The organism is Variovorax sp. N23, from assembly GCF_025486315.1.
GTDB lineage: Bacteria > Pseudomonadota > Gammaproteobacteria > Burkholderiales > Burkholderiaceae_C > Variovorax.
In genome coordinates this window covers 67,564-91,143 of the sequence record NZ_JAOOPY010000013.1, presented here as the reverse complement: position 1 = coordinate 91,143, position 23,580 = coordinate 67,564, and the positions used below count along the sequence as shown (strand labels likewise).

Annotated in this window: 23 protein-coding genes and 1 pseudogene; 12 read left to right on the top strand and 12 right to left on the bottom strand. The window is 67.7% G+C overall.

What is annotated here, in order from left to right; translation table 11 throughout:
- The first annotated feature begins 67 nt into the window (after window positions 1-67).
- A complete protein-coding gene (locus tag N8A90_RS18790; protein WP_262076534.1) occupies window positions 68-1,093 on the top strand; it encodes a LysR family transcriptional regulator in 1,026 nt (341 codons plus the stop codon).
- Here N8A90_RS18790 and N8A90_RS18785 read toward each other — a convergent pair.
- Together N8A90_RS18785 and N8A90_RS18780 are read right to left on the bottom strand one after the other, a co-directional pair.
- On the bottom strand, window positions 1,035-1,424 hold the full coding sequence (locus tag N8A90_RS18785) for a 2OG-Fe(II) oxygenase family protein (RefSeq protein ID WP_262076533.1): 390 nt from the start codon (window positions 1,422-1,424) through the stop codon (window positions 1,035-1,037). The genes N8A90_RS18790 and N8A90_RS18785 overlap by 59 nt on opposite strands.
- Window positions 1,390-2,286: a LysR family transcriptional regulator gene (locus N8A90_RS18780; RefSeq protein ID WP_262076532.1), complete on the bottom strand. Its 897-nt coding sequence runs from the start codon at window positions 2,284-2,286 to the stop codon at window positions 1,390-1,392. The genes N8A90_RS18785 and N8A90_RS18780 overlap by 35 nt, the downstream gene beginning before the upstream one ends.
- A gap of 88 nt (window positions 2,287-2,374) precedes the next feature.
- On the opposite strand from N8A90_RS18780, the gene N8A90_RS18775 reads away from it, so the two are divergent.
- From N8A90_RS18775 to N8A90_RS18735, 9 genes are all read left to right on the top strand, one after another.
- Window positions 2,375-3,613, top strand: coding sequence for a CaiB/BaiF CoA transferase family protein (locus N8A90_RS18775; protein ID WP_262076603.1), 1,239 nt, complete (start codon window positions 2,375-2,377; stop codon window positions 3,611-3,613).
- The gene (locus N8A90_RS18770) at window positions 3,610-4,104 is read left to right on the top strand and encodes a MaoC family dehydratase (RefSeq protein WP_262076531.1); all 495 of its coding nucleotides are present in this window, start codon (window positions 3,610-3,612) and stop codon (window positions 4,102-4,104) included. The genes N8A90_RS18775 and N8A90_RS18770 overlap by 4 nt, the downstream gene beginning before the upstream one ends.
- A 56-nt stretch (window positions 4,105-4,160) precedes the next feature.
- Entirely contained in the window at window positions 4,161-5,177 is a 1,017-nt protein-coding gene (locus N8A90_RS18765; RefSeq protein WP_410087706.1) for a Bug family tripartite tricarboxylate transporter substrate binding protein, read from the top strand.
- 16 nt (window positions 5,178-5,193) lie between these two features.
- Window positions 5,194-6,180, top strand: coding sequence for a Bug family tripartite tricarboxylate transporter substrate binding protein (locus tag N8A90_RS18760; protein WP_410087705.1), 987 nt, complete (start codon window positions 5,194-5,196; stop codon window positions 6,178-6,180).
- The gene (locus N8A90_RS18755) at window positions 6,164-7,435 is read left to right on the top strand and encodes a CaiB/BaiF CoA transferase family protein (protein WP_262076530.1); all 1,272 of its coding nucleotides are present in this window, start codon (window positions 6,164-6,166) and stop codon (window positions 7,433-7,435) included. The genes N8A90_RS18760 and N8A90_RS18755 overlap by 17 nt, the downstream gene beginning before the upstream one ends.
- Window positions 7,432-8,589 carry an acyl-CoA dehydrogenase family protein gene (locus N8A90_RS18750; protein WP_262076529.1) on the top strand — a complete coding sequence of 386 codons (1,158 nt, stop codon included), beginning with the start codon at window positions 7,432-7,434 and terminating at the stop codon, window positions 8,587-8,589. The genes N8A90_RS18755 and N8A90_RS18750 overlap by 4 nt, the downstream gene beginning before the upstream one ends.
- A gap of 32 nt (window positions 8,590-8,621) precedes the next feature.
- Complete coding sequence (locus N8A90_RS18745) at window positions 8,622-9,641, top strand: acyl-CoA dehydrogenase (protein WP_262076527.1); 1,020 nt, start codon at window positions 8,622-8,624, stop codon at window positions 9,639-9,641.
- The gene (locus N8A90_RS18740) at window positions 9,638-10,426 is read left to right on the top strand and encodes a crotonase/enoyl-CoA hydratase family protein (RefSeq protein WP_262076525.1); all 789 of its coding nucleotides are present in this window, start codon (window positions 9,638-9,640) and stop codon (window positions 10,424-10,426) included. The genes N8A90_RS18745 and N8A90_RS18740 overlap by 4 nt, the downstream gene beginning before the upstream one ends.
- A 65-nt stretch (window positions 10,427-10,491) precedes the next feature.
- Window positions 10,492-10,758 (top strand): hypothetical protein, encoded by a 267-nt coding sequence (locus N8A90_RS18735; RefSeq protein ID WP_262076524.1) that lies wholly within the window; start codon window positions 10,492-10,494, stop codon window positions 10,756-10,758.
- 87 nt (window positions 10,759-10,845) lie between these two features.
- Here the strand turns inward: N8A90_RS18735 and N8A90_RS18730 are convergent, their stop codons facing one another.
- Genes N8A90_RS18730 through N8A90_RS18720 form a run of 3 tightly spaced genes read right to left on the bottom strand, consistent with a single transcriptional unit; the run spans window position 10,846 to window position 14,344 of the window.
- The gene (locus N8A90_RS18730) at window positions 10,846-11,823 is read right to left on the bottom strand and encodes a Bug family tripartite tricarboxylate transporter substrate binding protein (protein WP_262076523.1); all 978 of its coding nucleotides are present in this window, start codon (window positions 11,821-11,823) and stop codon (window positions 10,846-10,848) included.
- 29 nt (window positions 11,824-11,852) lie between these two features.
- A complete protein-coding gene (locus N8A90_RS18725) occupies window positions 11,853-13,118 on the bottom strand; it encodes a DUF1254 domain-containing protein (RefSeq protein ID WP_262076522.1) in 1,266 nt (421 codons plus the stop codon).
- 17 nt (window positions 13,119-13,135) lie between these two features.
- A complete protein-coding gene (locus N8A90_RS18720) occupies window positions 13,136-14,344 on the bottom strand; it encodes a CaiB/BaiF CoA transferase family protein (protein WP_262076521.1) in 1,209 nt (402 codons plus the stop codon).
- A gap of 90 nt (window positions 14,345-14,434) precedes the next feature.
- On the opposite strand from N8A90_RS18720, the gene N8A90_RS18715 reads away from it, so the two are divergent.
- Complete coding sequence (locus tag N8A90_RS18715; RefSeq protein ID WP_262076520.1) at window positions 14,435-15,406, top strand: LysR family transcriptional regulator; 972 nt, start codon at window positions 14,435-14,437, stop codon at window positions 15,404-15,406.
- A 125-nt stretch (window positions 15,407-15,531) separates the two neighbouring features.
- Here the strand turns inward: N8A90_RS18715 and N8A90_RS18710 are convergent, their stop codons facing one another.
- The 4 genes and pseudogenes from N8A90_RS18710 to N8A90_RS18695 form a co-directional block, all read right to left on the bottom strand.
- A complete protein-coding gene (locus tag N8A90_RS18710) occupies window positions 15,532-16,581 on the bottom strand; it encodes an NAD(P)-dependent alcohol dehydrogenase (RefSeq protein WP_262076519.1) in 1,050 nt (349 codons plus the stop codon).
- 126 nt (window positions 16,582-16,707) lie between these two features.
- Window positions 16,708-17,043: a cyclophilin-like fold protein gene (locus N8A90_RS18705; RefSeq protein ID WP_262076600.1), complete on the bottom strand. Its 336-nt coding sequence runs from the start codon at window positions 17,041-17,043 to the stop codon at window positions 16,708-16,710.
- Window positions 17,044-17,139: 96 nt separating this feature from the next.
- A pseudogene (locus N8A90_RS18700) lies at window positions 17,140-18,258 on the bottom strand (MFS transporter); the annotation flags it as partial.
- A gap of 92 nt (window positions 18,259-18,350) precedes the next feature.
- Window positions 18,351-19,385: an alpha/beta hydrolase gene (locus N8A90_RS18695; protein WP_262076598.1), complete on the bottom strand. Its 1,035-nt coding sequence runs from the start codon at window positions 19,383-19,385 to the stop codon at window positions 18,351-18,353.
- Between the two features lie 274 nt (window positions 19,386-19,659).
- Between N8A90_RS18695 and N8A90_RS18690 the strand changes: the two genes are divergently transcribed.
- Entirely contained in the window at window positions 19,660-20,565 is a 906-nt protein-coding gene (locus N8A90_RS18690; protein WP_262076518.1) for a LysR family transcriptional regulator, read from the top strand.
- Between the two features lie 61 nt (window positions 20,566-20,626).
- Here N8A90_RS18690 and N8A90_RS18685 read toward each other — a convergent pair whose 3' ends face one another.
- The 3 genes from N8A90_RS18685 to N8A90_RS18675 are packed head-to-tail and all read right to left on the bottom strand — an operon-like array spanning window position 20,627 to window position 23,576.
- On the bottom strand, window positions 20,627-21,607 hold the full coding sequence (locus N8A90_RS18685; protein WP_262076517.1) for a Bug family tripartite tricarboxylate transporter substrate binding protein: 981 nt from the start codon (window positions 21,605-21,607) through the stop codon (window positions 20,627-20,629).
- On the bottom strand, window positions 21,604-21,840 hold the full coding sequence (locus tag N8A90_RS18680) for a hypothetical protein (RefSeq protein ID WP_262076516.1): 237 nt from the start codon (window positions 21,838-21,840) through the stop codon (window positions 21,604-21,606). Before N8A90_RS18680 ends, N8A90_RS18685 begins: the two co-directional genes overlap by 4 nt.
- Window positions 21,837-23,576: an FAD-dependent monooxygenase gene (locus N8A90_RS18675; RefSeq protein ID WP_262076515.1), complete on the bottom strand. Its 1,740-nt coding sequence runs from the start codon at window positions 23,574-23,576 to the stop codon at window positions 21,837-21,839. The genes N8A90_RS18680 and N8A90_RS18675 overlap by 4 nt, the downstream gene beginning before the upstream one ends.
- Between the last annotated feature and the right edge of the window lie 4 nt (window positions 23,577-23,580).

Genomic DNA, 23,580 nt, shown 5'->3' with positions numbered 1-23,580 from the left:
ATGGTTTCGAGAACACGACTGGAAGTCAAATGCATGAGAGTCATCATTTTGATGACTGACGCGCATCGTGATCGAAACCCGGCACCTCCGTCACTTGCTCGCCCTGGCCGAACACCGCAACTACGCGCGCGCGGCCGACGCGCTGCACCTCACGCAGCCCGCGCTGACGCGCAGCATCCAGGCGCTCGAAGCCTCGCTCGACGCGCAGCTGTTCGACCGGGGCCGCGGCGAGGTCACGGCTACGGCCATCGGCCATTTGCTGCTGGACTACGCACGCGACTGGGCGCTGGCCGCGCAGGAGATGGTGCGCGACGTGCAGTTGGCCAAGGGTGCCGAGCTGGGCGCCTTGCGCATCGGCGCCGGGCCTTTTGCGGGCGCCTCGCTGGTCGGGCCTGCCGTGGGCCGGTTGAGTCGACAGCACCCACAAGTGCGCGTGGAGATCGTGATCGCGCCCTGGCAGGAGCTCCCCGAGCGCCTGCGCGCACGCGACATCGACCTCATGCTGGCCGAGCTGAGCCAGGTGCAGGGGCTCGATGCCATCGAGGTCACGGCGTTGAAGCCGCATCCGCCGCTGACGGTGTGCCGCGCCGGCCATCCGCTGACGGCGCTCGCAACGCCCACGCTGGCCGAGTTGCTGGCCTACCCCTGGGCCGGGCCGCAAATGCCGCAGGCGCTGCAGCAGCGCCTGGCGCAAGCCTTGCCGCCGGCGGCCCGCCCGCAGGCCGGGAGTGCCCAGCCGCTGCGCATCGTCTGCGACAGCGCCGCGGTGCTCAAGGACGTGCTGCTGCAGTCCGACGCAATCTCGATGATGCCGGCCTTCATGGTGGCGGCGCAGTTGCGCAGCGGCGAGTTGAAGGCCATCGCGGGCCTCGACCTGGGCAGCGTGGGGCAGTTCGGCATCGCGCGCCTGCGCGGACGCAGCCGCTCGGCGCCCGAGGGGGCGTTCATCGAGCTGCTGTTGGCACTCGATGCGCAACTGCGGGCGGAAGAAACCGTGCTGATGCAGCAGCTCGCCGCTGCCGCGCCCGCGGGCCTCAGCCCCGCGCGCCGCAAGTCGCGTCGAAGTGCGACTGCAGGCAAGCCCGCGTCGTGATCGGCGCGTAGCGCGGCGACTCGCCGGCGGGCACGCACGACGGGATGGCGCTCACCAGCGCATCGGGGTTCGGGTCGACGAACAGCGTGATCGAATAGCGCTCCGCCGCGGGCTTGAGCACGCGGTGCGGGGTCGACACGTCGAGGTCGTGGGTCCAGCGCATCAGGCAGTCGCCGATGTTGCAGATGAAGGCGCCGTGCAGCACGGGCGCATCGAGCCACACGCGGTCGCGGCGCTGCACCTGCAGGCCGGCCACGCCGTCGGTCGCGAGCAGCGTGACGTTGCCGTAGTAGGACTCACAGCATTTGGGATGTCTCCAGCACACATTCACGAAACCGCTGTGCCGCGGATGTGGCCCCGCCTGGCGGCAGAGCCAGCGCCAACCCGATGGGCGTTAGCGCGCCGGCTCCGCTCAGGGGCTTGAAGACCAGTTGACGGGTTTCGTGGCGGGCAGCGACCGATGGCACCAACGCAACGCCGAAGCCGCTCTCGACCAGACTCACCAGCGTCTGTACTTGTACCGCCTCCTGCTGCACCGACGGAATGAAGCCCGCCTCCTGGCAGGCCAGCAAGGCCGCCGAATGCAAGCCAGGCACGGCACTCGGGCCGTACATCACGAAGGGCTCGCCCGCCAAGTCGGCAAGCGCCAGCCGCCGCCGCCGCGCCAGACGGTGTTTCACAGGCAGCGCCGCGACGAAGACATCGCGCTCGGCAGGATGGATGAGTGCCTGACAGGCCCGCCCGATCGGGAAGCGGACCAGCCCTGCATCCAGTTCCCCCGCCTCGACCATTTCGACGATGCGAGCCGTGGTCGATTCGGCCAGCTGCAGTTGGACACCAGGAAACCGCTCGCGGAACAGCGGCATCACGCGCGGCATGAGTGAATAGGTCGCCGAGCCGACGAAGCCCACGCGAAGTGATCCGGCCTCGCCGCGGGAAGCCGCCCGAGCGGCCAGCGCGAATTGCTCACCATGGAAGACGGCGCGGCGCGCATGGTCAAGCGCCGCCGACCCCGCGGCGGTGAGCTCGGTGCCGCGGCGATTGCGCTCGAAAAGCGGTACGCCGACCTGTGCCTCCAGCCTGCGAATCGAAGCCGAGAGCGGTGGCTGCGCCATGTGCAGGCGCTCGGCTGCACGATGAAAGTTCAGGGTTTCGGCAAGGGCCACGAAGTGGCGAAGTTGGCGGGGATCCATGATTCTCATAAGGTATCACAGAGCGAGAATTTGATATTGGACGTTCCTGGGTCCGCTTCGCAGAATGCGACCAGGAGACCAACAGATGATGCTTCCCCTTCAGGGCGTGAAAGTGCTCGACCTCTCGAGCGTGGTGTTCGGGCCGCTGGCAAGCCAGACGCTCGCGGACTACGGCGCCGAGGTGATCAAGGTGGAAGCGCCCGGCGGCGACTCGACCCGCCACACCGGTCCCGCAACTGAGCCCGGCATGGCCGCCCTGTTTCTCGGAAGCAACCGCAGCAAGAAGAGCGTGGTGCTCGACCTCAAGCAGACGGGCGCCCGTGATGCGCTGATGTCGATGCTGGGCGATGCCGATGTCTTCATGCACAGCATGCGCCCGCAGAAGCTGGCACCGCTGGGCATCGATGCCGATGCGCTGCTCGCACGCTTTCCGCGCCTCGTGTACGCCGGCCTGCACGGCTTCGGCCAGGACGGCCCCTACGCAGGCCGCCCCGCCTACGACGACGTCATCCAGGGCATGTCGGGCTTGTCCGCGCTGATGCAGGCACAAGGCGGCGAGCCGCGCTACCTGCCGACCATTGCGGCCGACAAGACCTGTGCGCTGGTCGCCGCCCAGGCGATCCTGGCGGCGCTGTTCCAGCGCGAGCGGACCGGTCGCGGCGGGTTCGTCGAGATTCCGATGTTCGAGACCATGGTGGCCTTCAACCTGGTCGAGCACTTCTACGGCCGCCATTTCGAGCCTGCCCTGGCGCCGGCAGGCTATCCGCGTGTGCTCACGCCCTGGCGCCGTCCCTGGCGCACCGCCGACGGCGCGATCTGCATGATGCCCTACACGGACGCGCACTGGCAGCGCTTCTTCCTCGAGGTCCAAGCGCCGGCCCTGGCAAGCGATCCGCGCTTTGTCGACATCACGATGCGCACCCGCCACATCGGCGATCTGCTGGAAACCGCGGGCGGGTTCGTCGCCCAGGGCACCACCGCGCACTGGCTCGCGATCTGCGAGCGCCTGGAGATCCCGGCAGCGCCGGTCAGTGCCCTGGAGGATTTGCCCACCGACGCGCACCTCACGGCCACCGGATTCTTCGCGGAGATCAAGGACGCGCACATGGGGCAGCTTCGCTTTCCCGGCGTGCCGGTGCGTTTCGACGGGCAGCGCCCACCCGTCCACCTCCCCCCCCGCCTGGGCGAACACACCCGCCAGTGCCTCGAGACCGTCGGCCTCCCGACTGCGGCCATCGACGATCTGATCGCACATGGCGCCGCTTTCGCAGCCCCGCAGCGGCCTTCGGCAGCCAACGCACCCTCCAACGACTCGCAGATCGCATGAACGACACAGTTCCCACCGCACGCTCCTCGGAGCACTCCACGTTGCCTCGACTCGGCCGAGGCTTCGTCTGGCAGGACCTGCACGTCGGCCAGCGCATGCGCACTTACCGACGCACCGTGACCGAAACCGACCTGGTCAACTTCATCGGCATTACCGGCATGCTCGAGGCGATCTTCATCGATGCCGCCTACGAGGGCGCGGCGATCGCTGGACGCCCGGTTCCGGCAGCACTCACCTACACGCTGATCGAGGGCTTCATCCTGCAGACCATGATTCAGGGCACCGGCTTGGCCATGCTGGAACTGGTCCAGAAGATTCATGCGCCGGTTCGCGTGGGCGACAGCATCGACGCCGTCGTCGAGGTCACCGGCATCCGCCCCACCAGCCGCGGCGGGCGCGCGATCGTCGACTCCCGCATCACGGTTTTCAACCAAGAGGACCGCTGCGTCATGCATTACGACGCACGTCGCCTGCTCGCGGGCCGCGACTGACAGCCGGCACCGTCGGGCCGGACAGGCACCGCCACAACAACCCAAGGAGACAAACCATGCCAGACGACATCGTTCCCACCCACGCAAACACCATCCGCCGGTCAGCCCTGGTCATCGCCCTCGGCTTGCTGAGTCTTGCAGCGCCGATGGTCCATGCGCAGCCGCGCGCCGCCGACGCTTACCCGACCAAGCCGATCACGATGGTGGTGCCGTTCCCGCCGGGCGGACCCACCGACCTGGTCGCGCGCGTCCTGGCGCAGAAGCTCGGCGAGCAGATGGGCCAAAGCGTCCTGGTCGACAACCGAGGCGGCGCCAACGGCAACATCGGTGCGCAAGCGGTGGTCAAGGCGCCAGCCGATGGCTACACGCTGCTCTACAACACCTCGTCGATCACGCTCAGCCCCGCGCTCTACAGGAACGTGCCCTACGACGTGCAGAAGGACCTGGCGCCGGTCGCGCTGGTGGCGGTCGTGCCGCTGGCCTTGGTTGTCCACCCGTCGGTGCCGGCGAACACGGTGAAGGAATTCGTCGCCTATGCCAAGGCCAACCCCGGCAAGCTGTCCTACGGATCGGCGGGCAACGGCAACGTGACCCACTTGGGCGCCTTCCAATTCGTTCAGGCCAACGGCCTGGAAGCGACTCATGTCCCCTACAAGGGTAGCGCGCCGGCCGACGTTGACCTGGTGGGCAACCAGATCCAGTTCATGACGGACACGGTGAATTCCGTGATGGGCTTCGTTCGCGACAAGCGCATGAAGATGCTGGCGGTGACGACCGCCAAGCGCATGTCGCTCTTTCCGGACGTGCCCACGCTCACGGAATCGGGCATGCCCGGCTTCGAGGTCGGCGCGTGGCAAGGGGTGATGGTGCCCGCCGGCACGCCCCCGGCCGTGGTCGAGCGCCTCAACACCGAGATTCAAAAGGCGCTGAAGTCTTCCGACGTGCGCGAACGCCTCGCGCTGCAAGGCGCCGAGCCGCTCGGGTCGACCTCGCAGGAATATGGCGCCTACGTGAAGAAGGAACTGGTCCGCTGGGCGGGTGTGGTCAAGGCGACCGGCATCACGCTGGACTGAAGGACGGTTGCAAACCATGACCTTTCCCCGCTTCCAATCCGCCCTCCCCGTCCTCGCGGCGACCTTGTCCGCCCTTATGCTGACCGCCGTCACGCCCGCGTCGGCGCAGGACTTCCCATCCAGACCGATCCGGTTCGTCGTCCCCTTCCCGCCGGGCAGCGGCACGGACACCTCGGCGCGCTATTTCGGGCGCAAGCTCAGCGAGCTCACCGGCCAGCCGGTGGTCGTGGACAACAAGCCCGGCGGCAACGGCTTCATCGCCGTCAAGTCGGTGCTGTCGGCGCCTGCGGACGGCTACACCGTCTTCGTCGGAAGCAATTCCACGCTCGCGGTCAATGTGGCGCTCTTCAAGTCGCTGCCCTACGACCCGGTGACCGAGTTCACACCGCTCACGATGATGATGCGCTCGCCGGCCCTCCTGATCGTGCCCGGGGACTCGGCGTTCAAGACCCTCCCCGAGTTGATCTCCGGTGCCAGAGCCAAGCCCGGCACACTCAACTACGGGGCCGGCTCGGCGGGTTACCAGCTGATGTCGGAGCTTTTCAGCGATGCCGCGCGGGTGCAGACCACGCATGTGCCGTTCAAGGGCGCGGGCGAAGCGGTGCTCGCGGTCGTCGCCGGCACGGTCCACATGGCGTTCGCCGAAATCACCAGCGTGCAGGAGCTCGCCAAATCCGGCAAGGTGCAGGCGCTCGCCGTGGCTGCGGACAAGCGCACTGCTGCCCTGCCCGATGTACCGACCGCGTCGGAGGCGGGGCTCCCCGGCTTCACGGCCTACACCTGGGTCGGCGCGATGGTCTCGGCGAAAACGCCGAAACCCGAGGCGGACAAGCTCGCCGCGCTGCTTACCCGGATCGAGACGCTGCCCGAGACACGTGAGTTCTACGAACGCATCGGCGCGGAGGTGATGCGCGGAGGCCCGGAGGAGATGCGGGCGTTCCAGGCCACCGAGATCCAGTTGTGGAAACGCATCGCGGCGAAGGCCCATGTCGAACAACAGTGAGGCGGTATCCCCGCAGGGGGCGGAAGTGCCCGCCGTCGGCGCGCTCGCGCATCTGCGGGTGCTCGACCTGTCGCGCGTGCTGGCCGGCCCCTGGGCCAGTCAGACCCTTGGCGACCTCGGCGCGGAGGTGATCAAGGTCGAGCGGCCCGGCCTGGGCGACGACACCCGGCTCTGGGGCCCGCCATTCCTCAAGACCCCGGAGGGTGCGGACACGCGCGACTCGGCCTACTACCTGTGCGCCAACCGCAACAAGAAATCGGTGGCGATCGACTTCACCACGCCGGCAGGCCAGGCGCTGCTGCGCGACATGGCACTGCGTTGCGACGTTTTGATCGAGAACTTCAAGGTCGGCGGCCTCGCGCAGTACGGCCTGGATGCCGAGTCGCTGCTGGCGATCAACCCGCGGCTGGTCTACTGCTCCGTCACCGGCTTCGGGCAGACGGGCCCGTACGCCGAGCGCGCCGGCTATGACTTCCTCATGCAAGGCATGGGCGGCCTGATGAGCATCACCGGCCGGCCGGATGGCGAAGCAGGCGCCGGCCCGATGAAGGTGGGCGTCGCGCTGACCGACATCCTGACCGGCCTCTATGCCAGCACGGCCATCCTCGCCGCCTTGCGCGCGCGCGACCTGACGGGCGTCGGCCAGCACATCGACCTGGCACTGCTGGATGTGCAGGTCGCTTGCCTGGCCAACCAGGGCATGAACCACCTGTATGGCGGGGCGCCCAAGCGGATGGGCAATGCCCATCCGAACACGGTTCCCTACCAGGACTTTCCGACGCGGGACGGCCACATGATCCTGGCCATCGGCAACGACCGCCAGTTCGCAAGCTTCTGCCGCGCAGTGGACCGCACGGCATGGTCCGAGGATCCCCGGTTCCAGCGGAACGCCGATCGCATCGCGCACAGGTCCGAACTGATCGACCTGATGCGGGCGCTGACGGCCACGCGTCCGACCGCCGAGTGGATCGCCCTCTTCGAGCCGTACGGCGTTCCCTGCGGGCCGATCAACACGATCTCCGAGGTGTTCCAGGACCCGCAGGTTCTGGCCCGCGGCACGCAGATCCGGATGACCCACGCAGTCGGTAGCGGCATCCCGCTGGTGGCCAGCCCCATCCGGCTGTCGAAGACGCCGGTGAGCTACCGGCACGCACCGCCGCTGCTCGGGCAGGACACGGAGAGCGTCCTGGCCGAACTGTTGAGCCTGTCGTCCGAGCGCCTGGCCGAACTGAAGAAACAAGGAGTGGTGGCATGAACGCCCTGACCTCGCTATCGATGACGGCGATTCCGCCGGAGGACGAGGCGCTGCGCCATGAGGTGCGCGCCTTTCTGACCGACGCCATGGCCCGAATCCCCGCACACGTGCGCGCTAAATCATGGTCAGGCTACGACGGCGACTTCAGCCGCGAGCTCGGCCGACGCGGCTGGCTAGGAATCACACTGCCCACCGAGTACGGCGGCGGTGGGCGCAGTGCATTCGCGCGCTATGTGCTGGTGGAAGAGTTCCTCAACTTCGGCGCCCCGGTGGGCTCGCACTGGATCGCGGACCGCCAGAGCGGCCCGCTCATCCTCAAGTACGGCACCGAAGCACAGAAGCGCTTCTACCTGCCGCCACTCTGCCGTGGCGAGTCTTTCTTCTGCATCGGCATGAGCGAGCCCAACGCGGGATCGGATCTGGCGAGCGTGCGCACCCGTGCCGAGCGGACGCCCGAAGGCTGGACGCTCAACGGACAGAAGATCTGGACGACCAATGCGCACCACTGCAACTACATGATCGCGCTGGTGCGCACCTCCGGCACGTCGGAGAACCGCCACCAGGGCCTGTCGCAGCTGATCGTGGACATGCGGCTGCCGGGGGTGACAGTGCGCCCGATCGCCGACCTCTCGGGGGACTCGCATTTCTGCGAGGTGTTCTTCGACAACGTCGCCCTCGCGCCGGACGCACTCATCGGCGGTGAAGGCAAGGGATGGGAACAGGTAACGGCCGAACTCGCCTTCGAGCGCAGCGGGCCGGAGCGCCTGTTCTCCAGTATCGTGCTCTTCGACGAATGGCGGGCGTTCGTGAAGACCGAGGCGGGCCGCACGCCAGGCGCGATACGGCTGGCCGGGCAAATCATCTCGAGGCTGGCCCCCTTGCGCGCCATGTCGCTGGCGGTCACCGAAAAGGTGGCTCAGGGCGGCAGCCCAATCGTCGAGGCCGCACTGACCAAAGACCTGGGCACCGAGGTCGAGCAGTTCATTCCTGCGGCGATCGCCGACGACCTGTACACACGAGAAGCCGGCACGGTGCCACTGGAACTCCTGCGCACCCTCGACTACGTGACGCAGGTCGCACCTTCGTTCTCGCTTCGCGGCGGCACACGAGACATCCTGCGCGGGATGATCGCTCGCGGCCTTGGGCTGCGCTGAACCGCCGACGCCGAACGATCGACAGGAAAGACATGGAAGACATCTACACCGACACCCTGCGCGGCATACTGGCCGACCATTGCGGCCTCGACGTGGTGCGCGACATCGAGGCCGGGCGACCCGCCGAGCCCCTATGGCAGGCGATTGAAGATTCCGGCTTCAGCGACGTGCTCGTGCCGGAGGCCGAGGGCGGAGCCGGCCTCGGGCTGGCGGACGCCTTCGCCCTGCTGGAACTCTGCGGCATCTTCATCGTCCCGTTCCCGCTCGCGGAGACGATGCTTGCACGCGCGCTGCTCGCACGCGCCGGCTTGCCTCGGCCCAGCGGCAGCATCGCATTGGCCACGGCGCGGCGACTCGCCGACGGCGGATGGATCTGCGACGCCGTGAGCTGCGGCAGGACCGCGGCATGGGTGCTCGTTGACACAGGCGGCACCGACGCCTTACTGCTTCCAGCCGACGCGGCGACCTGTGGTGAGGCCGTCGGCAAACTCGATGCCTCCATGACCTGGTCTGCGCAGGCGCAGCGAGCCGCCATGACGGTGCGCATCGCCACCGACATCCGCACGTGGCAAGCCTGCCTGACAGCCGTCCAGCTCGCCGGCGCCCTGGGTGAGGTGTTCACACGGACCCTCGCCTTCGCGAACGAGCGACAGCAGTTCGGCCGGCCGATTGGCAAGTTCCAGGCAATTCAGCACCAGCTCAGCGTGATGGCCGAGCATGTCTGCGCGGCGCGGATGGCGGCGCAGCTCGGTTGCAGCGGCCCGGCGCCGGATCGCCTTCGGGTGGCCATCGCCAAGGCGCGAACCGGCGAAGCTGCGCTGGCGGTGGCGGCCCTGAGTCACGCCATCCATGGCGCCATCGGCTTCACCGCCGAGTTCGACCTGCAGATGTTCACCCGGCGGCTGCATGCCTGGCGGCAGACGGCCGGCTCCGAAGGCTATTGGCAGGACGTGCTCGGTTCCGCCCTCCTCGCACACGCGGGCCACCTCACGCTCGACCTGCTCCGCGCCACCACCGACGTGGCCCTCACCCCCACGAAAGAACACGCATGACGTTTCTGCAAACCGAGCGCCAGGACTCGATCCTCGTCCTGACGATGAACCAACCCGAAACGCGCAACGCGCTGACCGGCAATACGGCCGTCGACGAGTTCGTGCGGATCTGCGCCGAAGTCACGCACGACCGCAGCATCCGCGTTGTGGTGCTGACCGGTGCCGGGCCGGTCTTCAGCTCAGGCGGCAACGTGAAGGACATGCAGCGCTACGAGCGCGATGCCATCACGACAGAAGCGATCCGCGAGGAGTACCGCAACGGCATTCAGCGCCTGCCGAAAGCGCTCTACAACCTCGATGTACCCGTGATCTGCGCCGTCAACGGGCCGGCCATCGGCGCCGGCCTCGACCTCGCCTGCATGTGCGACGTGCGGATCGCCTCGGAAAAAGCGACGTTCGCGGAGAGCTTCGTGAAGGTGGGCATTGTCCCGGGCGACGGTGGTGCCTGGCTGTTGCCGCGGGCGGTCGGCATGTCGCGCGCCTGCGAGATGGCTTTCACGGGCGACGCGCTCACGGCCCAGGAAGCACTCGCCCGCGGTCTGGTGTCGCGCGTGGTCGCACACGACGCGCTCATGCACGAAAGCCTCAGGCTCGCGGCGCGGATCGCCGCGAATCCGGGCGCCGTGCTGCGCATGACCAAACGTCTCCTGCGCGAGGGCGAACGCAGTTCGCTCGAATCACTGCTGGAGCTCTCCGCAAGCTACCAGGCCATCGCGCACACGACGGCAGATCATCGCGAAGCCGTCCGCGCCTTCATCGAGAAGCGGTCACCCGTGTTCGACTGAACGGGCCGCGGCTGACGTTCCGCCCTGGCCAGGCTCTTCGGCCTCGCGCGCTGCAGTGATCGCCGGTGGCAGCGTGCACCGTGTCGTATCGCGGCCCGCCCACCACCAGCGTGCCGTCGGGTTCGAACCGGGGCCAGCCGCTCGCCGTCTTCATGGAGCGCCAGACGCGCGACGGCGACCGCTTCGTCGGCTGGTGCCTGCGCTGCGACACGCTGGAAGAGCTGGAGGCCTTCGCCGCGCACCACGGCACCACGGTCGATCCGAACACCACCGGAACGGCGGCAGCCCCGGCCTCTACGGCATGGGCGCGGACACCGACCACGGCACGGTGAAAATCCGCCGGCCGCCGGTTCTGATCGACTGACGTGAGTCTTGTTCTGGTGGCGACTCACGCTGCCCTGCGCAAGCCGTGGCGCTCGCTAGTCGGCCGTGATGTTCGCGGCCTTGATGATCTGGGCCCACTTGCGCGTCTCGCTGGCGATGAACGCGCTGAACTCGGCCGCGCTGCCACTACGCAATTGCAGCCCTGCGGCCTCGGCCTTGCGACGGACATCCGCGTCGGCGACTGCGGCATTGATTTCCGCATTCAGTCGCTCGACGACAGCGGCTGGCGTTCCGGCCGGCGCGAGCATGCCGTACCACCCATAGCCCACGACGGACGCCAGTCCCTGCTCCCGGAGGGTCGGCGCGTCCGGGTAGAGCGGCGTGCGATCCTCCGTCGCGACGCCCAGCACCCGCAACTTGCCGGCCTGGATGTGCGGGATCGCGGTCGAGATGGCGGTCAAGGTGGCATCGATCCGTCCGCCGAGAAGGTCGGTATAGGCCGGCGCGTCGCCACGGTACTGCACCACGACGCCCTTCACGCCCGCGGCACGCAACAGCAGTTCTGCCGTCAGATGCGGGGCGGAGCCGGCCCCCGGCGAGCCGAAGGTGGCGCCCTTGGGGTTGGCCTTCGCGTAGTTGATGAACTCCGCCAGCGACCTGTAGGGGGCGTCGGCATTGACGATCAGGAACAGGGGCGCGATGGCGGTGCCGGCGATCGCGGCGAAGCTCTTGTGCACGTCGTAAGGCAAGTCCTTGTACAGCGCCTCCCCGATGGCGATCGGTGCGGCCGCGTGGAGCAGCGTGTAGCCGTCCGCGGGCGCCTTGGCCACGTACTCGTTGGCAATGCGCGTCCCGGCGCCGGCCTTGTTCTCGACCACGACGCTCTGGCCGAGCTTGCGGCCGAGGAAGTCGCCGAGCACGCGGGTGAGGATGTCGTTCGAGCCGCCCGCACCGTAGGGCGAGACCATGCGGATCGGCCGTGCCGGCCAGGATTGCGCGATGCTGGCGGCGCTCCAGGGCAGCGCCAGACCGGCTGCGGTGGCTCCAAGAAGATGTCTGCGGTTCATGGTCATGGTGGCTTGTCTCCGTGGGTGTTCTTGTTTCAGATCGGCTGGATCGGGGGATAGTCGAAGCGCAACTCCAGGTGGTCGGCATGCGGTTGATAGAGGCGCAGCACGACATAGAACAGTTCGTCCGTCGGCGCCGGAAGCCAGTTGACGCCCGGCCCCGGGTCGTCGGCCTGGAGCCGGATGGCCAGGCTGCCGTCGGCGTCGTGGTGCAGGCCCGATGTGCGGTCGCCGATCGAGTACCGGTGGATCGGGTTGGCCACGAAAAGGCAGTCGCTGCGGCGGTACATCGTGAGCGACCAGAAGGCGCCCACCTTCAGCCCTTGCCCCGGCGCGAAGCGCAACTCGTAGCGCAGCGATCCGTCGAGCGGCGCGCCGTGCGCGTCCACCTCCGCCGTGGGATACATCGCCTCCTCGACACCCAGCGCGCCGATGAAGTTGCGCGCGATGCGGGCGCGCGTCGCGTAGTCGTCGCCCCAGTGCGTTCTGACCATGACCGGGATTGCCCAGCCGCCGCCCAGATCGTGCGGCTGGTTGGCGGTGCGCAGTCGTTCGTAGACGGCCGGCAGTGACATCGCCAAGTCGCCCGCCGCGGGAGGCCACGCCAGGCGTTCGCCCGGGTGCGGCGGATTGCGCGCCAGTGCGGCACCCACGATGGACAGGTACAGATCCGGCGCCGGGGTGCCGGCATCGCGGCCGTCGACCCATGTGTCCACGCGCATCGCCGCATCGCTGCCGTCCAGCCGGACGAGCCGCATCGCGGACTGTGTCTCTCGCCCGCGGGCGGCATCGTCGCCATCGTCTTCCACGAGATGGCGGCCGATCAGCCACACGTCGTCGCCCGGCGCGGCGATCGTCAGCGTGATGTCCGGCGGCACGGCACCATGCCAGGCGGGCCCATGCACGAGGGTTCGCTGGGGCCTGTTGCCCGTCGTTCGGCGGCCCACGTAGGCGAAGGGATTCGTCCAGGCATCCAGCAGCCCCAGGGTCCAGTAGCGATCGCCCATCTCGGGGGTTTCGATGACGACCGGCCCGTCCGACAGGTCCAGCCAGGCGTTGCTGTAGACCGTGTCGTTGTTCGGGCTGACGACCTCCCTGTCGTCCGGGCCGAGGCGACGGTACGTGTGGGTGAACTGGTTGACCCACCGCACGGTGGCGTCCGGATTCGGCGCCGCGAACCCCAGCGCCGGGTGGCGGCGTGCGGTCGTCGCCGCGCGCATCCGCATCATCTCGAACAGCGGCAGCGTCTGCACCACCACGTCGTCGCAGTCGGGCACGGTCGAAGTCACCTGGGTATTCATGGCGTTCTGCTCCGGCCTCACGCCACGACACCGTGGCGGCGAAGTTCGCCGATCTCGTCCGCCGAGAGCCCGATCTCGCCCAGCACCCGATCGGTGTCGGCCCCGCACGCCGGTGCGGCGCCGGGCGTGGCGCGGGGCGCTTCGCCCAGCCGATAGGGCAAGCCCAGGGACGGGTAGCGTCGGCCGTCTGCACCAAGGGCATCGACCAGGATTCCGCTCGCCTGGACGTCCGCGCTCTGCAGCACCTGTCGGTAACTGCGGACGAAGCCCACGACGATCTGGTTGCGGCTCAGCAGCGCGACGCATTCCTCGCTGGTGAAGGACGAGAGGCATTCACGCAGGACGATGCGCAGCTCGGCACGATGCCGCACCCGCAGCGCGTTCGTGGCGAATCGAGGGTCCGTCGCGAGCGACTCTCGCCCCATGACGCGGCAGAAGCGCGCCCAGTGCTCGTCTGCATAGGCGGACAGAACGATGTGCCCGTCACGCGTGGGCACCACCTCCGCGGCGGGCGCGTTGTTCGGCTGTCCGTCACCGATGCGCGTGGGCTCGGGCGCACCGCCCAGGTAGTCGCACCAGGTGGTGGCCTGCAGATGCATGGCCACCTCGAGCAGCGATGTCCGCAGCGTCTCGCCGACACCGGTCTGCGCGCGGCCATAGAGCGCCGCCAGCACCGCCTGGGCACCCAGGTGCGCAGCGGCCGCATCGATGATCGGCACGCCCACCTTCTGCGGGAGCCGGTCCGGCTCGCCCGTCACGGACATCAAGCCACTCTCTGCCTGTGCCGCGATGTCGTAACCGGGCCGCTCGCGCGACGGGCCCAGGTCGCCGAACCCCGAGATCGACAGGTAGACGACCTTGGGAAAGCGCTCGCGCACCGCGGATGCCCCCAGGCCCAATGCCTCCACGGCGCCAGGGCGCAGGTTCTGGATCACGACATCGCAGCCCCCAATGAGGCGCCACGCGATCTCCCGTCCCGCATCGCTCTTCAGGTCGAGCGCGATGGACTGCTTGCCGCGGCTGTAGGCGCGGATCATCGACTCGCCATAGCGGCCGATGTGCCGGGCCTGGTCGCCCGCGAGCGGTTCGATCTTGATCACCTGCGCGCCCAGCTCGGCCAGGACCATGGCCGCGCCCGGCCCGGCGATGTATTGCCCCATGTCGATCACGCGCACGTTGCTCAACGGGGCGGCGGGCCCGGATGTCTCTGGTGTCTTGAAGTTCATTGGAGACGACGTTATCGCCTTCCCCGATTCTTGAAAATTCGATAATCGTGAGGGAGTGATCACGATTCGATATATCCCGAGGGATCTGGAATGGACACGAAAACCGCCCGCCTCGTCCGCACGCTGCGCCTGAGACATCTCGAACTGCTGGTCGTTCTTTCAGAGACCGCCACGATGCGCGACGCGGCGACACGGCTGCATCTGAGCCAGCCCGCGATCAGCAAGATGCTGGGCGAGATCGAACGCTGCTTCGGGGCCAGGCTCTTCGAACGCAGCCATCAGGGGATCCAGGCGAATGCGCTGGGGTCGAGCGCCGCCTTCCGGGCACGCGCAGCGCTCAATGAGCTGGCGCGCGCCACCGAAGACGTCGATGCCATGCACAGCGGCGTGACCGCGATCTTGCGCGTCGGCGCGCCGTCGGTCACCGCCACCGTCCCGGCAGCCATCGTCGCGCTGCGACAGCGCATGCCGGGTGCGGCTGTGCAGTTGCTGGAAGGTCGCGTCCATGCGCTCATCCATCGCCTGCTCAAGGGGGAACTCGACTGCGTCTTCGGCGCCATCACCCCGGAGCTGATCGCCAGCGACATGATCCCCCTGCTCGAGCCCGTCGTGCTGCTGAAGGACGAGCTGTGCGTGCTCGCTTCCACTGCCAACAGAAGCGTCAACGCCCGACGCTTGAAATGGGCCGATCTGCGGGACGCGCAGTGGGTGGTTCCGCCCAAGGAAACGCTGGTCAGGCAGGCGTTCATGACGGCCTTCCTGAACAGCGGCGTGACGCCGCCCGTGCCCGTCATCGAGGCCATGTCGTCGGTGACGATCGGCACCGTGCTTCGCAAGGATCCGTCACTGCTGTGCGCGGTGCGGCTGGAGCATGCCGTGGACGAAGTCGCCCGGGGCGGCGTGCAGCGGCTCAGGGTCCTGCCGCAGGTCGTTCTTCCGTCGTTCGGCCTTTTCTTCCGGCGGGACGGCATGGAAAGGCCGGCGATCCTGACCGCGTTCGCGGACGCCATCCGCGGCGTGAGCGGCAACGCCATGCCGAAGAGGCGAACGGCGAGGCAATAGCCGTCGGCGAGACAGGCTCGATCCTCCACGGCAGTCCGCACGTCTTGCGTGCGCAACAGTCTCGATGGCGCGGATGTCGGCGTTCACCGGCATCGCGAGGGCGCTCCCAGGGTGACCCGGCCGTGCTACGTGGCCAGCGAGGCACTGTCGATCACGAAGCGGTACTTCACGTTGCCCTTGAGCATGCGTTCGTAGGCTTCGTTGATCTCATCGGCGCGGATCATCTCGATGTCCGCCACGATGCCGCGCTCGGCGCAGAAATCCAGCATCTCCTGTGTCTCTGGAATGCCACCGATCATCGAGCCGGCCAGGGTGCGACGCTTCATGATCAGGCCGAACACCTGCGGCGACGGATGCGGCGTGGCGGGCGCACCCACAAGGGCCATCGTGCCGTCGCGCTTGAGCAGGCTGATGAACGGATCGAGGTCGTGCGGCGCGGCCACGGTGTTGAGAATGAAATCGAAGCTCTTGGCATGGGCCGCCATTTCCTCGGCATGGCGCGAGACCACGACCTCATTCGCGCCCAGGGCCAATGCCGCTTCGCGCTTGGATTCGGACGTGGTGAGTGCCACAACGTGCGCGCCCATCGCATGCGCGAGCTTGATGCCCATGTGACCGAGCCCCCCAATGCCGACCACGCCCACCTTGTGACCGGGCTTCACCTTCCAGTGGCGCAGCGGCGAGTACGTGGTGATGCCCGCGCACAGCAGCGGCGCCACAGCCGCCAGTTGCGCCTCGGGGTGGCGGATGCGCAGCACGTAGCGCTCGTGTACCACGATCTGCTGAGAATAGCCGCCCAGCGTGTGGCCCGGTGCATCCGGCGTCGGGCCGTTGTAGGTACCGACCATCTGGTCGCAATAGTTTTCGAGCCCGGCGTCGCAGTCCTCGCAATGCTTGCAGCTGTCGACGATGCAACCGACGCCGACCAGATCGCCTGGCTTGAAACCCGACACATGCGCCCCCACGGTCGCTACGCGGCCCACGATCTCGTGCCCCGGCACGCAGGGATACAGCGTGCCGGCCCATTCGGAACGCACCTGATGGATATCCGAATGGCACACGCCGCAATAGGCCACGGCGATCTGCACGTCGTGCGCGCCCGGCACGCGACGTGCGATGTCCATGGATTCGAGGGGTCGGTCGCTCGCTCGAGCGCCATAGGCTTTGACTGTCATGGTGTTTTCCTTTGCGCGAACTGAAGTGATGGGGTGTGCTCTGAAGATTCAGTCATGGGCGTTCGCTTCACAAGATGTGTCATCACGCGGCCAACGAGGAATCGCCTTGCAGGGAACCTGGGCGTTCTATGGGTTGGAGAACTCGACCCGCGCGCCGCGTCGCCCGAGCGCCTGGGCCAGGCCCGCAGGGTCATCCACCCGGCCGAGGTACGTGTACGAATAGGAAGAGTCGAATGTCGAATAGAAGACCACCACGGTCTTTGTGCCGTACAGCATCAGGTCGCCATTGCGGATGGTTCCCGGTCGAGTTGCGTTCGCTGGCAGCGGCTTCGGCAAGTCGGCGTGCTTTTCGTTGCCGTTGAGTTCGGCCATGTCGAGCGTCAGCGGCAGCCGTGCGGCGAACGCATTGGCAGCAGCGTTGTCGGCCAGGGTAACGGCGAAGCGACGTTCGCCAACGGTCATCCACATGCGTGACTCCTTCGGTTTGATGGGCGCTGCACCGGCATCCGCAGCAGCGACCACGAGAGAAGCCGGGATCGACTTCTCACCACATGCTTCAGCGTGGTCCGCGCGCGCAGTCGACAGAACCAGGAGCGCACCGACCACCAGCAGCCCTGCGCTGAATGCAAAGATGCTCCGATAGCCGCTCGTGTCGAACAGCACGCCACCGACCGTGGAGCCCAGCGCGATGGAGAGCTGCACCACGGCCACCATGAGCCCGCCCCCGGCCTCCGCGTCCTGCGGGAGGGTCCGTGCAATCCATGTCCACCAGCCCACCGGTGCGGCGGTGGCCGCCAGGCCCCAGACGCCCAGCAGCACCGTCGTGGCGGCTACCGACGTGCCAAGGGCGATGAGCATCAGCGCGATCGCGCCCATCATCAGGGGGATGATCGTCAGCGTGCCGTAGAAGCCCCTCTTCAGGAACCGGCCAATGACCGTGGTGCCGAGGAAACCCGCGACACCCAGCGTCAGCAGGATGAGCGACAACGTCGACACGTCGACCCGCGTGACCGCCTCCAGAAATGGCCGGAGATAGGTGAAGAAAGCGAACTGCCCCATGAAAAAGACGCCCACTGCCAGCATGCCGAGGGTCACCAACCTGCTCCTGAAGAGTCGAAAGACGTTGCCGGAACCCGGCGCGCGCGGCCGGGCCCGCATGGCCGGCAGACTGAACCACTGCCAGACGAACGCGATCGCCGCGACCGGCACCAGGCAGAAGAAGGCGCCGCGCCAGCCGACGATCGAAGCGAGGTAGCTGCCCAACGGTGCCGCCACGACCGTGGCCAGCGCATTGCCGCCATTGAAGATCGCCAGGGCGCGCGGCACCTTGGCAGGCGGGACGAGCTGCATGGCCGTGGCCGCCGACATGGACCAGAAGCCACCGACGACGACGCCGATCAGCGCCCGGCCTGCCATGTACGTCAGGTAGTTGGGCGCCAGCGCAACGATGGCCCCGGAGAGGCACATCATTGCCGTGAGAGAGAGCAACAGCGTCTTGCGGTTGATCCTGACGGCGACGGCCGAGATGGACAGACTCGTGAGTACCGCGAAGGCGCCGGAGATGGCAATGCCCTGCCCGGCCATGCCTTCGGTGACCCGGAGATCGGTCGCCATCGGCGTCAGCAGGCTGACGGGCAGGAACTCCCAAGCGATCAGCGCCAAGACGCACAGCGTCATCGCGAAGACGCCGCCCCAATGGGCGGGTCGCGCTTCGCCCTGGTGTTCAAGGAAAGCGCTGCCTGCGGGCGCGCCAATGGCCTGCGCTGTCATCAGACGCTCGGCCTGCCGAGGTGCTTGCCGAAGAACGACGTCAGCTTGTCGAACGGGATCAGGGTCACGCGGTCGTAAAGATCGACATGGCCGGCGCCTGGGACGATGTACAGCTCCTTCGGTTCGGCGGCCCGCTGGTAGGCGTCTTCGCTGAACTCCCTGGAATGCGCCTGGTCGCCCGTGATGAACAGCATCGGGCGTGGCGAGATCGTCTCGATGTCGTTGAACGGGTAGAAGTTCATGAACTTGACGTTGCCGGTCAATGTCGGGTGGGTCGTGGTTCGCGCCGAGCCGCCCGAGGGGGTGTACTCGCCCCTCGGTGTGCGATAGAAGTCATAGAACTCTCGCTGGATCGGGTCCGTGTCCGGTGTCAGCGCATGCACCGTGCCGCTGGTGTACTGGAGCGCCCCTCCGGCAAATTCCACATCGCGCTGCGCGGCCGCCGCTGCGATGAGCTGCTTGCGTTGCTCCAGCGTCAGCGAATGATGGAGCGCGTCGCGGTTCACAGCGCCCATGTCGTACATGCTGACCGTCGCGATGGCCTTCATGCGCGGGTCGATCTTCGCGGCACTGACGACGAACCCGCCGCTCCCGCAGATCCCCAGAGCCCCGATCTGCTGCCTGTCGACAAACGCCTGACTGCCAAGATAGTCGACCGCCGCGCTGAACGTTTCGGCATACATGTCCGGTGAAACGGCATTGCGCGGCTGGCCCGCACTGCCTCCCCAGAAAGCGAGGTCGACGGACAAGGTCACGAATCCCTGTTCGGCCATCTTGGTGGCATAGAGGTTGGCACTCTGCTCCTTCACCGCCCCCATGGGGTGACCCACGACGATTGCCGGGGTACGCTTCTTCCGGTCCAGCGCCTTGGGAACGAAGAGGTTCCCGGCGACGTTCATCTGGTACTGGTTCTTGAAGCTGACCTTCTGCACGGTGACCTTGTCGCTCGTGTAGAAGTTGTCGGCGCCGTTGGCGAGGCTGGTGTCCTTCCGCGGAGCGGCCGCGAAGGCCGTGCCACCTGTCGTTGACAGCATGCTCGCAGCAGCGACGCCAGTGCCGGCCCTCTTCAGAAATTCGCGTCGATCGGAAGCGCCGCCGACCTGGTCTGCGGCGAGGGAGGTGTCTGCTGTGTTGTTCATGGTCGATTCCTTGAAAGAGCGGCCGCAGGGAAGGCATTCGTTGCCCTGTCCATCGTGCTTGCCACAACCGTCGGAGAAGTTTGCCGAGTGCTGTGCAGGTTGACTAGTTAATGAATGCTTAATACATTTATTAGCAGTACTAATCAGTTCAGGTGTCACGGAATCCGACATGCCACGACGCAACCTCAACGACCTGCTGGCTTTCGTGACGGTGGCCCGCGAAGGCAGCTTCACCAAGGCCGCAGGCACGCTGGGCGTGACCCAGTCGGCGCTCAGCCAGGCGATTCGGGGCCTGGAAGAAGGGCTGCAGATCCGCCTGCTGACGCGGACCACGCGCAGCGTGGCACCGACGTCGGCCGGCGAGCGACTCATGAAGGCCATCGGTCACCGCTTCGACGAGATCGAAGCCGAGCTCGATGCGTTGACGGCGTTGCGCGACAAGCCGGCCGGTACCGTGCGCATCACCTGCGGCGACCACGTGATGCACACCGTGCTGCTGCCCAAGCTCATGCCGCTGCTGCGCGAGTACCCGGACATCAAGCTGGAGTTCGACATGAACTACAGCTTTCGCGACATCGTGGCCGACCGTTTCGACGCCGGCGTTCGCATGGGAAACACGATCGACAACGACATGATCGCCGTGCCCATCGGACCGCCGCTGCAGATGGCGGTGGTGGCCTCACCCGAGTACTTCGCGGTCCACCCCATCCCCAAGACGCCTGCCGACCTCACCAGGCATCAATGCATCAACCAGCGCATGCCGACGTCGGGCGGGTTGTACGTCTGGGACTTCGAGAAGCGCGGCCGCAAGGTCAACGTGCGCGTGGACGGCCCGCTGATCTTCAACACCGCCCCGCCACAGGTGGACGCCGCGCTGGCCGGGATGGGAATCTCACTGCTGCCGGAAGACGAGCTGATGTCGCACATCGAATCGGGCCGGCTCGTGCGCGTGTTGCAGGACTGGTGCCCCAAGTTCGCCGGCTACCACCTGTACTACCCCAGCAAGCGCCAGCCCTCGCCCGCCTTCTCGCTGGTGGTGAAAGCGCTGCACTTGAGTTCCTCGCGGCCTCAGTAGATCGACCTCGGCGCGCACGGCTTCGCGCCGAGCCCGTCCGTGGGGCGGAGGCGGCGCCTGGTCAGTCCAGCCGAATGCCTTGCTCCTTGATGATCGGCCCCCAGCGCTGCGCTTCGGCGCGTGACAGGGCGGCGAACTGCTCGGGGGTGCCGGGCATCGCCTCCATGCCGAAGTCGTTGAAGCGCTTCTGCACCGCCGGCAGGGTGAACGCCCTGTTGAGTTCCGCGTTCAGCTTGGCGACCACCGGCGCTGGCAGGCCGGCCGGGCCGAGCACACCCTGGAAGGCGAAGACCTCGGTGTTGGGCACGCCCACCTCGGCCAGCGTCGGTACGCTGGGCAGCAGCTTGCTGCGCTGCGCCGAGCCGATGGCCAGCACCCGGACCTTGTTGCCCTGCATGATCGACAGGCCCGAGGCCAGGTCGAGGAACATGCACGGCACCTGACCGCCCATCACGTCGGCCATCGCGGGCGCGGCGCCGCGGTACGGGATGTGGGTGATGAAGGTGCCGGTGCGGTTCTTGAACATCTCCATCGCCAGGTGATGCGGCGAGCCGTTGCCCGGCGAAGCGTAGTTCAGCTTGCCCGGGTTCGCCTTCGCATACGCGAGGAAGGCCTTGAAGTCCTTGGCGGGAAAGTCGGGATGCACTACCAGCGCCATCGGGAACTTGCCGATCGCGCCGACGTAGCTGAAGTCCTTCTCCGGACTGAAGGGCAGCTTGCCGAACAGGAACTCGTTGAAGGCCAGCACCGCGTTGTCGGCCGACATGATGGTGTAGCCGTCGGGCTTGCTCTTGGCGACCAGGTCGGCACCGATGTTGGTCGACGCGCCGGGGCGGTTGTCGATGACGATGGCCTGGCCGAGGCCCGGCCGCATCGCCTCCGACAGGGTGCGCGCGATCACGTCGGTGCCGCCGCCCGCGGGGTACGGCACCACCCACCTGATCGTCTGTTCCGGATAGCCCTGGGCCCGGGCCCAGGGTGCGAGGCTGGCGGCGCCGCTAGCGGCCAGGCCGGCAAGGAGGGTTCGTCGTTGGGGGTTCAAGTGCTTGTCTCCGGTGTTGTGGATGGTGAGGCGGACAGGGATGGCAGCGGGAGATCGTCGAGCGCGTCGGCCAGCGCCTGCCGGCAGCGCGCCTCGTCGCCGACCTGCTCGAACAGCAGCAGCGCGAGCCGCGCGAGGAACAGCGACTCGCGCGACTCGCCGGCTTCGGTGATGGCGTTGGCGCACGCGGCGTACAGGCGGTCGCGCGCTTCTGGGGCGAGGGGTGTCGTCATGCGGGCTCCAGCGTCTCGTTCGAAGCCTGCAGCGCACCGGCCCGTGCGAGCGCCCGGCGCAAGGCCGCCGGCGCCGGCCGGCCGTGCCAGCGTGCCGCCACATGGCCGTCGGGTCGCAGCAGGTAGACCGCACCTTCAGGCGTGTCGGCCCCGAGGGCCGCAAAGGCCGCGCCATGCGTTTCGCGCCGCAACAAGTGCTGCACGAGCCACGGGGCGTCGAGGTCGAGCGGCGCGGGCGCATCGTCCAGCACCAGCAGATGGAAAGCCGGCGCCTGCAGCAGGTCGCTCAGGTGCTGCGTCGGGCCGAGCGGCAGGTCGGGCATCGCTTCGCCGGGTTGCGGCCCGCATGGCAACGCATCGCTCGGGGTCGACAGCGGCGAGTCGTCGTAGCGCACCGCCTGGGTCTGCCGCGGGTTGATGAGGTGGGCGATGCCGCGGTGCCGCCCCGCGAGCGACAGTGCGGCTTCGCGCAGCAGGTCGAAGCCGCGCGACGGCGGCGACATGAACTCGGTGCTGCGCATCGCGTTCTCGGCGTTGACGTGGAAGGCGGCGATGCGCTCCTGCGAATAGCTGTCGAGCAGGCGGGCGTCGGCGTCGCCGCGCGCCACGAAGGCCAGCTTCCAGGCCAGGTTGTCTGCGTCGTCGAAGCCGGAGTTGAGGCCGCGCACGCCGAAGATCGGCATCGCATGCGCGGCATTGCCGGCGAACAGGATACGGCCGTGCCGGTAGCTCGCGAGCGTCATCGCGCCGGCACGGTAGACCGAGGTCCAGACGGTGTGCCAGGGCAGGTGGCCCTCGCCGATGGCATCGAGGTGGCGCTGCACGAATTCCGCCACCGCCGCCGGCTGCAGGGCCGCTTCGGTGCTCTGGCCGGCGCGCAGCTGGTAGTCGATGCGCCAGATGTCGTCGGGCTGCCGGTGCATCAGCACGGTGGAGCCGGGGTTCCACGGCGGGTCGAACCAGGCGCGGCGTTCGGTCGGATGGCTGCTGTGCAGCTCGATGTCGATGATGACGTAGCGGCCTTCGTAGGCGGTGCCTTCCAGTGGCAGCCCGAGCGCCTTGCGCACGAAGCTCTGGCCGCCGTCGCAGGCCGCCAGCCATGCGGCGTCGAGCGTGTAGCCGCCCTCGGCATGGCACACGTCGAGCGTCACGCCCTCGTCGTGCTGCGCCAGCGCGCGCAGCTCGGTGCCCCAGCGGATGTCGATCAGACCCGGTGTCAGCGCGTTGCACCGCTCGATCGCATCCAGCAGGTACTGCTCGATGTAGTACTGCTCGAGATTGATCATCGGCGGCAGCTTCTGCATGCCGTCGTGCGGCATCTCGAACCGGAACACCTCCTCGGTCTTGTAGAAGCTGCGCCCGCCGGTCCACGGCAAACCCTTGGCCAGAAAGGCCGGCAACGCGCCGAGGCGCTCGACGATCTCCAGGCTGCGGCGCGAGATGCAGGCCGCACGGCTGCCGACGCAGACGGTGTCGTCGGCTTCGAGGATCACGCTGCGCACGCCGTGTTGCGCCAGGCCCAGCGCCAGCGCCATGCCGACCGGCCCGCCGCCGGCGATGACCACCGGGTGCCGGCCGGGCTCGCGGCCGGCATCGAGCGGCGGTGTGAAGGGGGCGAAGCGGGTGTAGTGAAAGGCGCCGACGGTCGGCGGCAGCGCGTCGCCGCGGGGCGGTGGCACCGGGCCGGAAGCAGCGCTGCCGGCGGTGGCGGAAGGGACGGAAGGAGCAGCGGTCATCGTC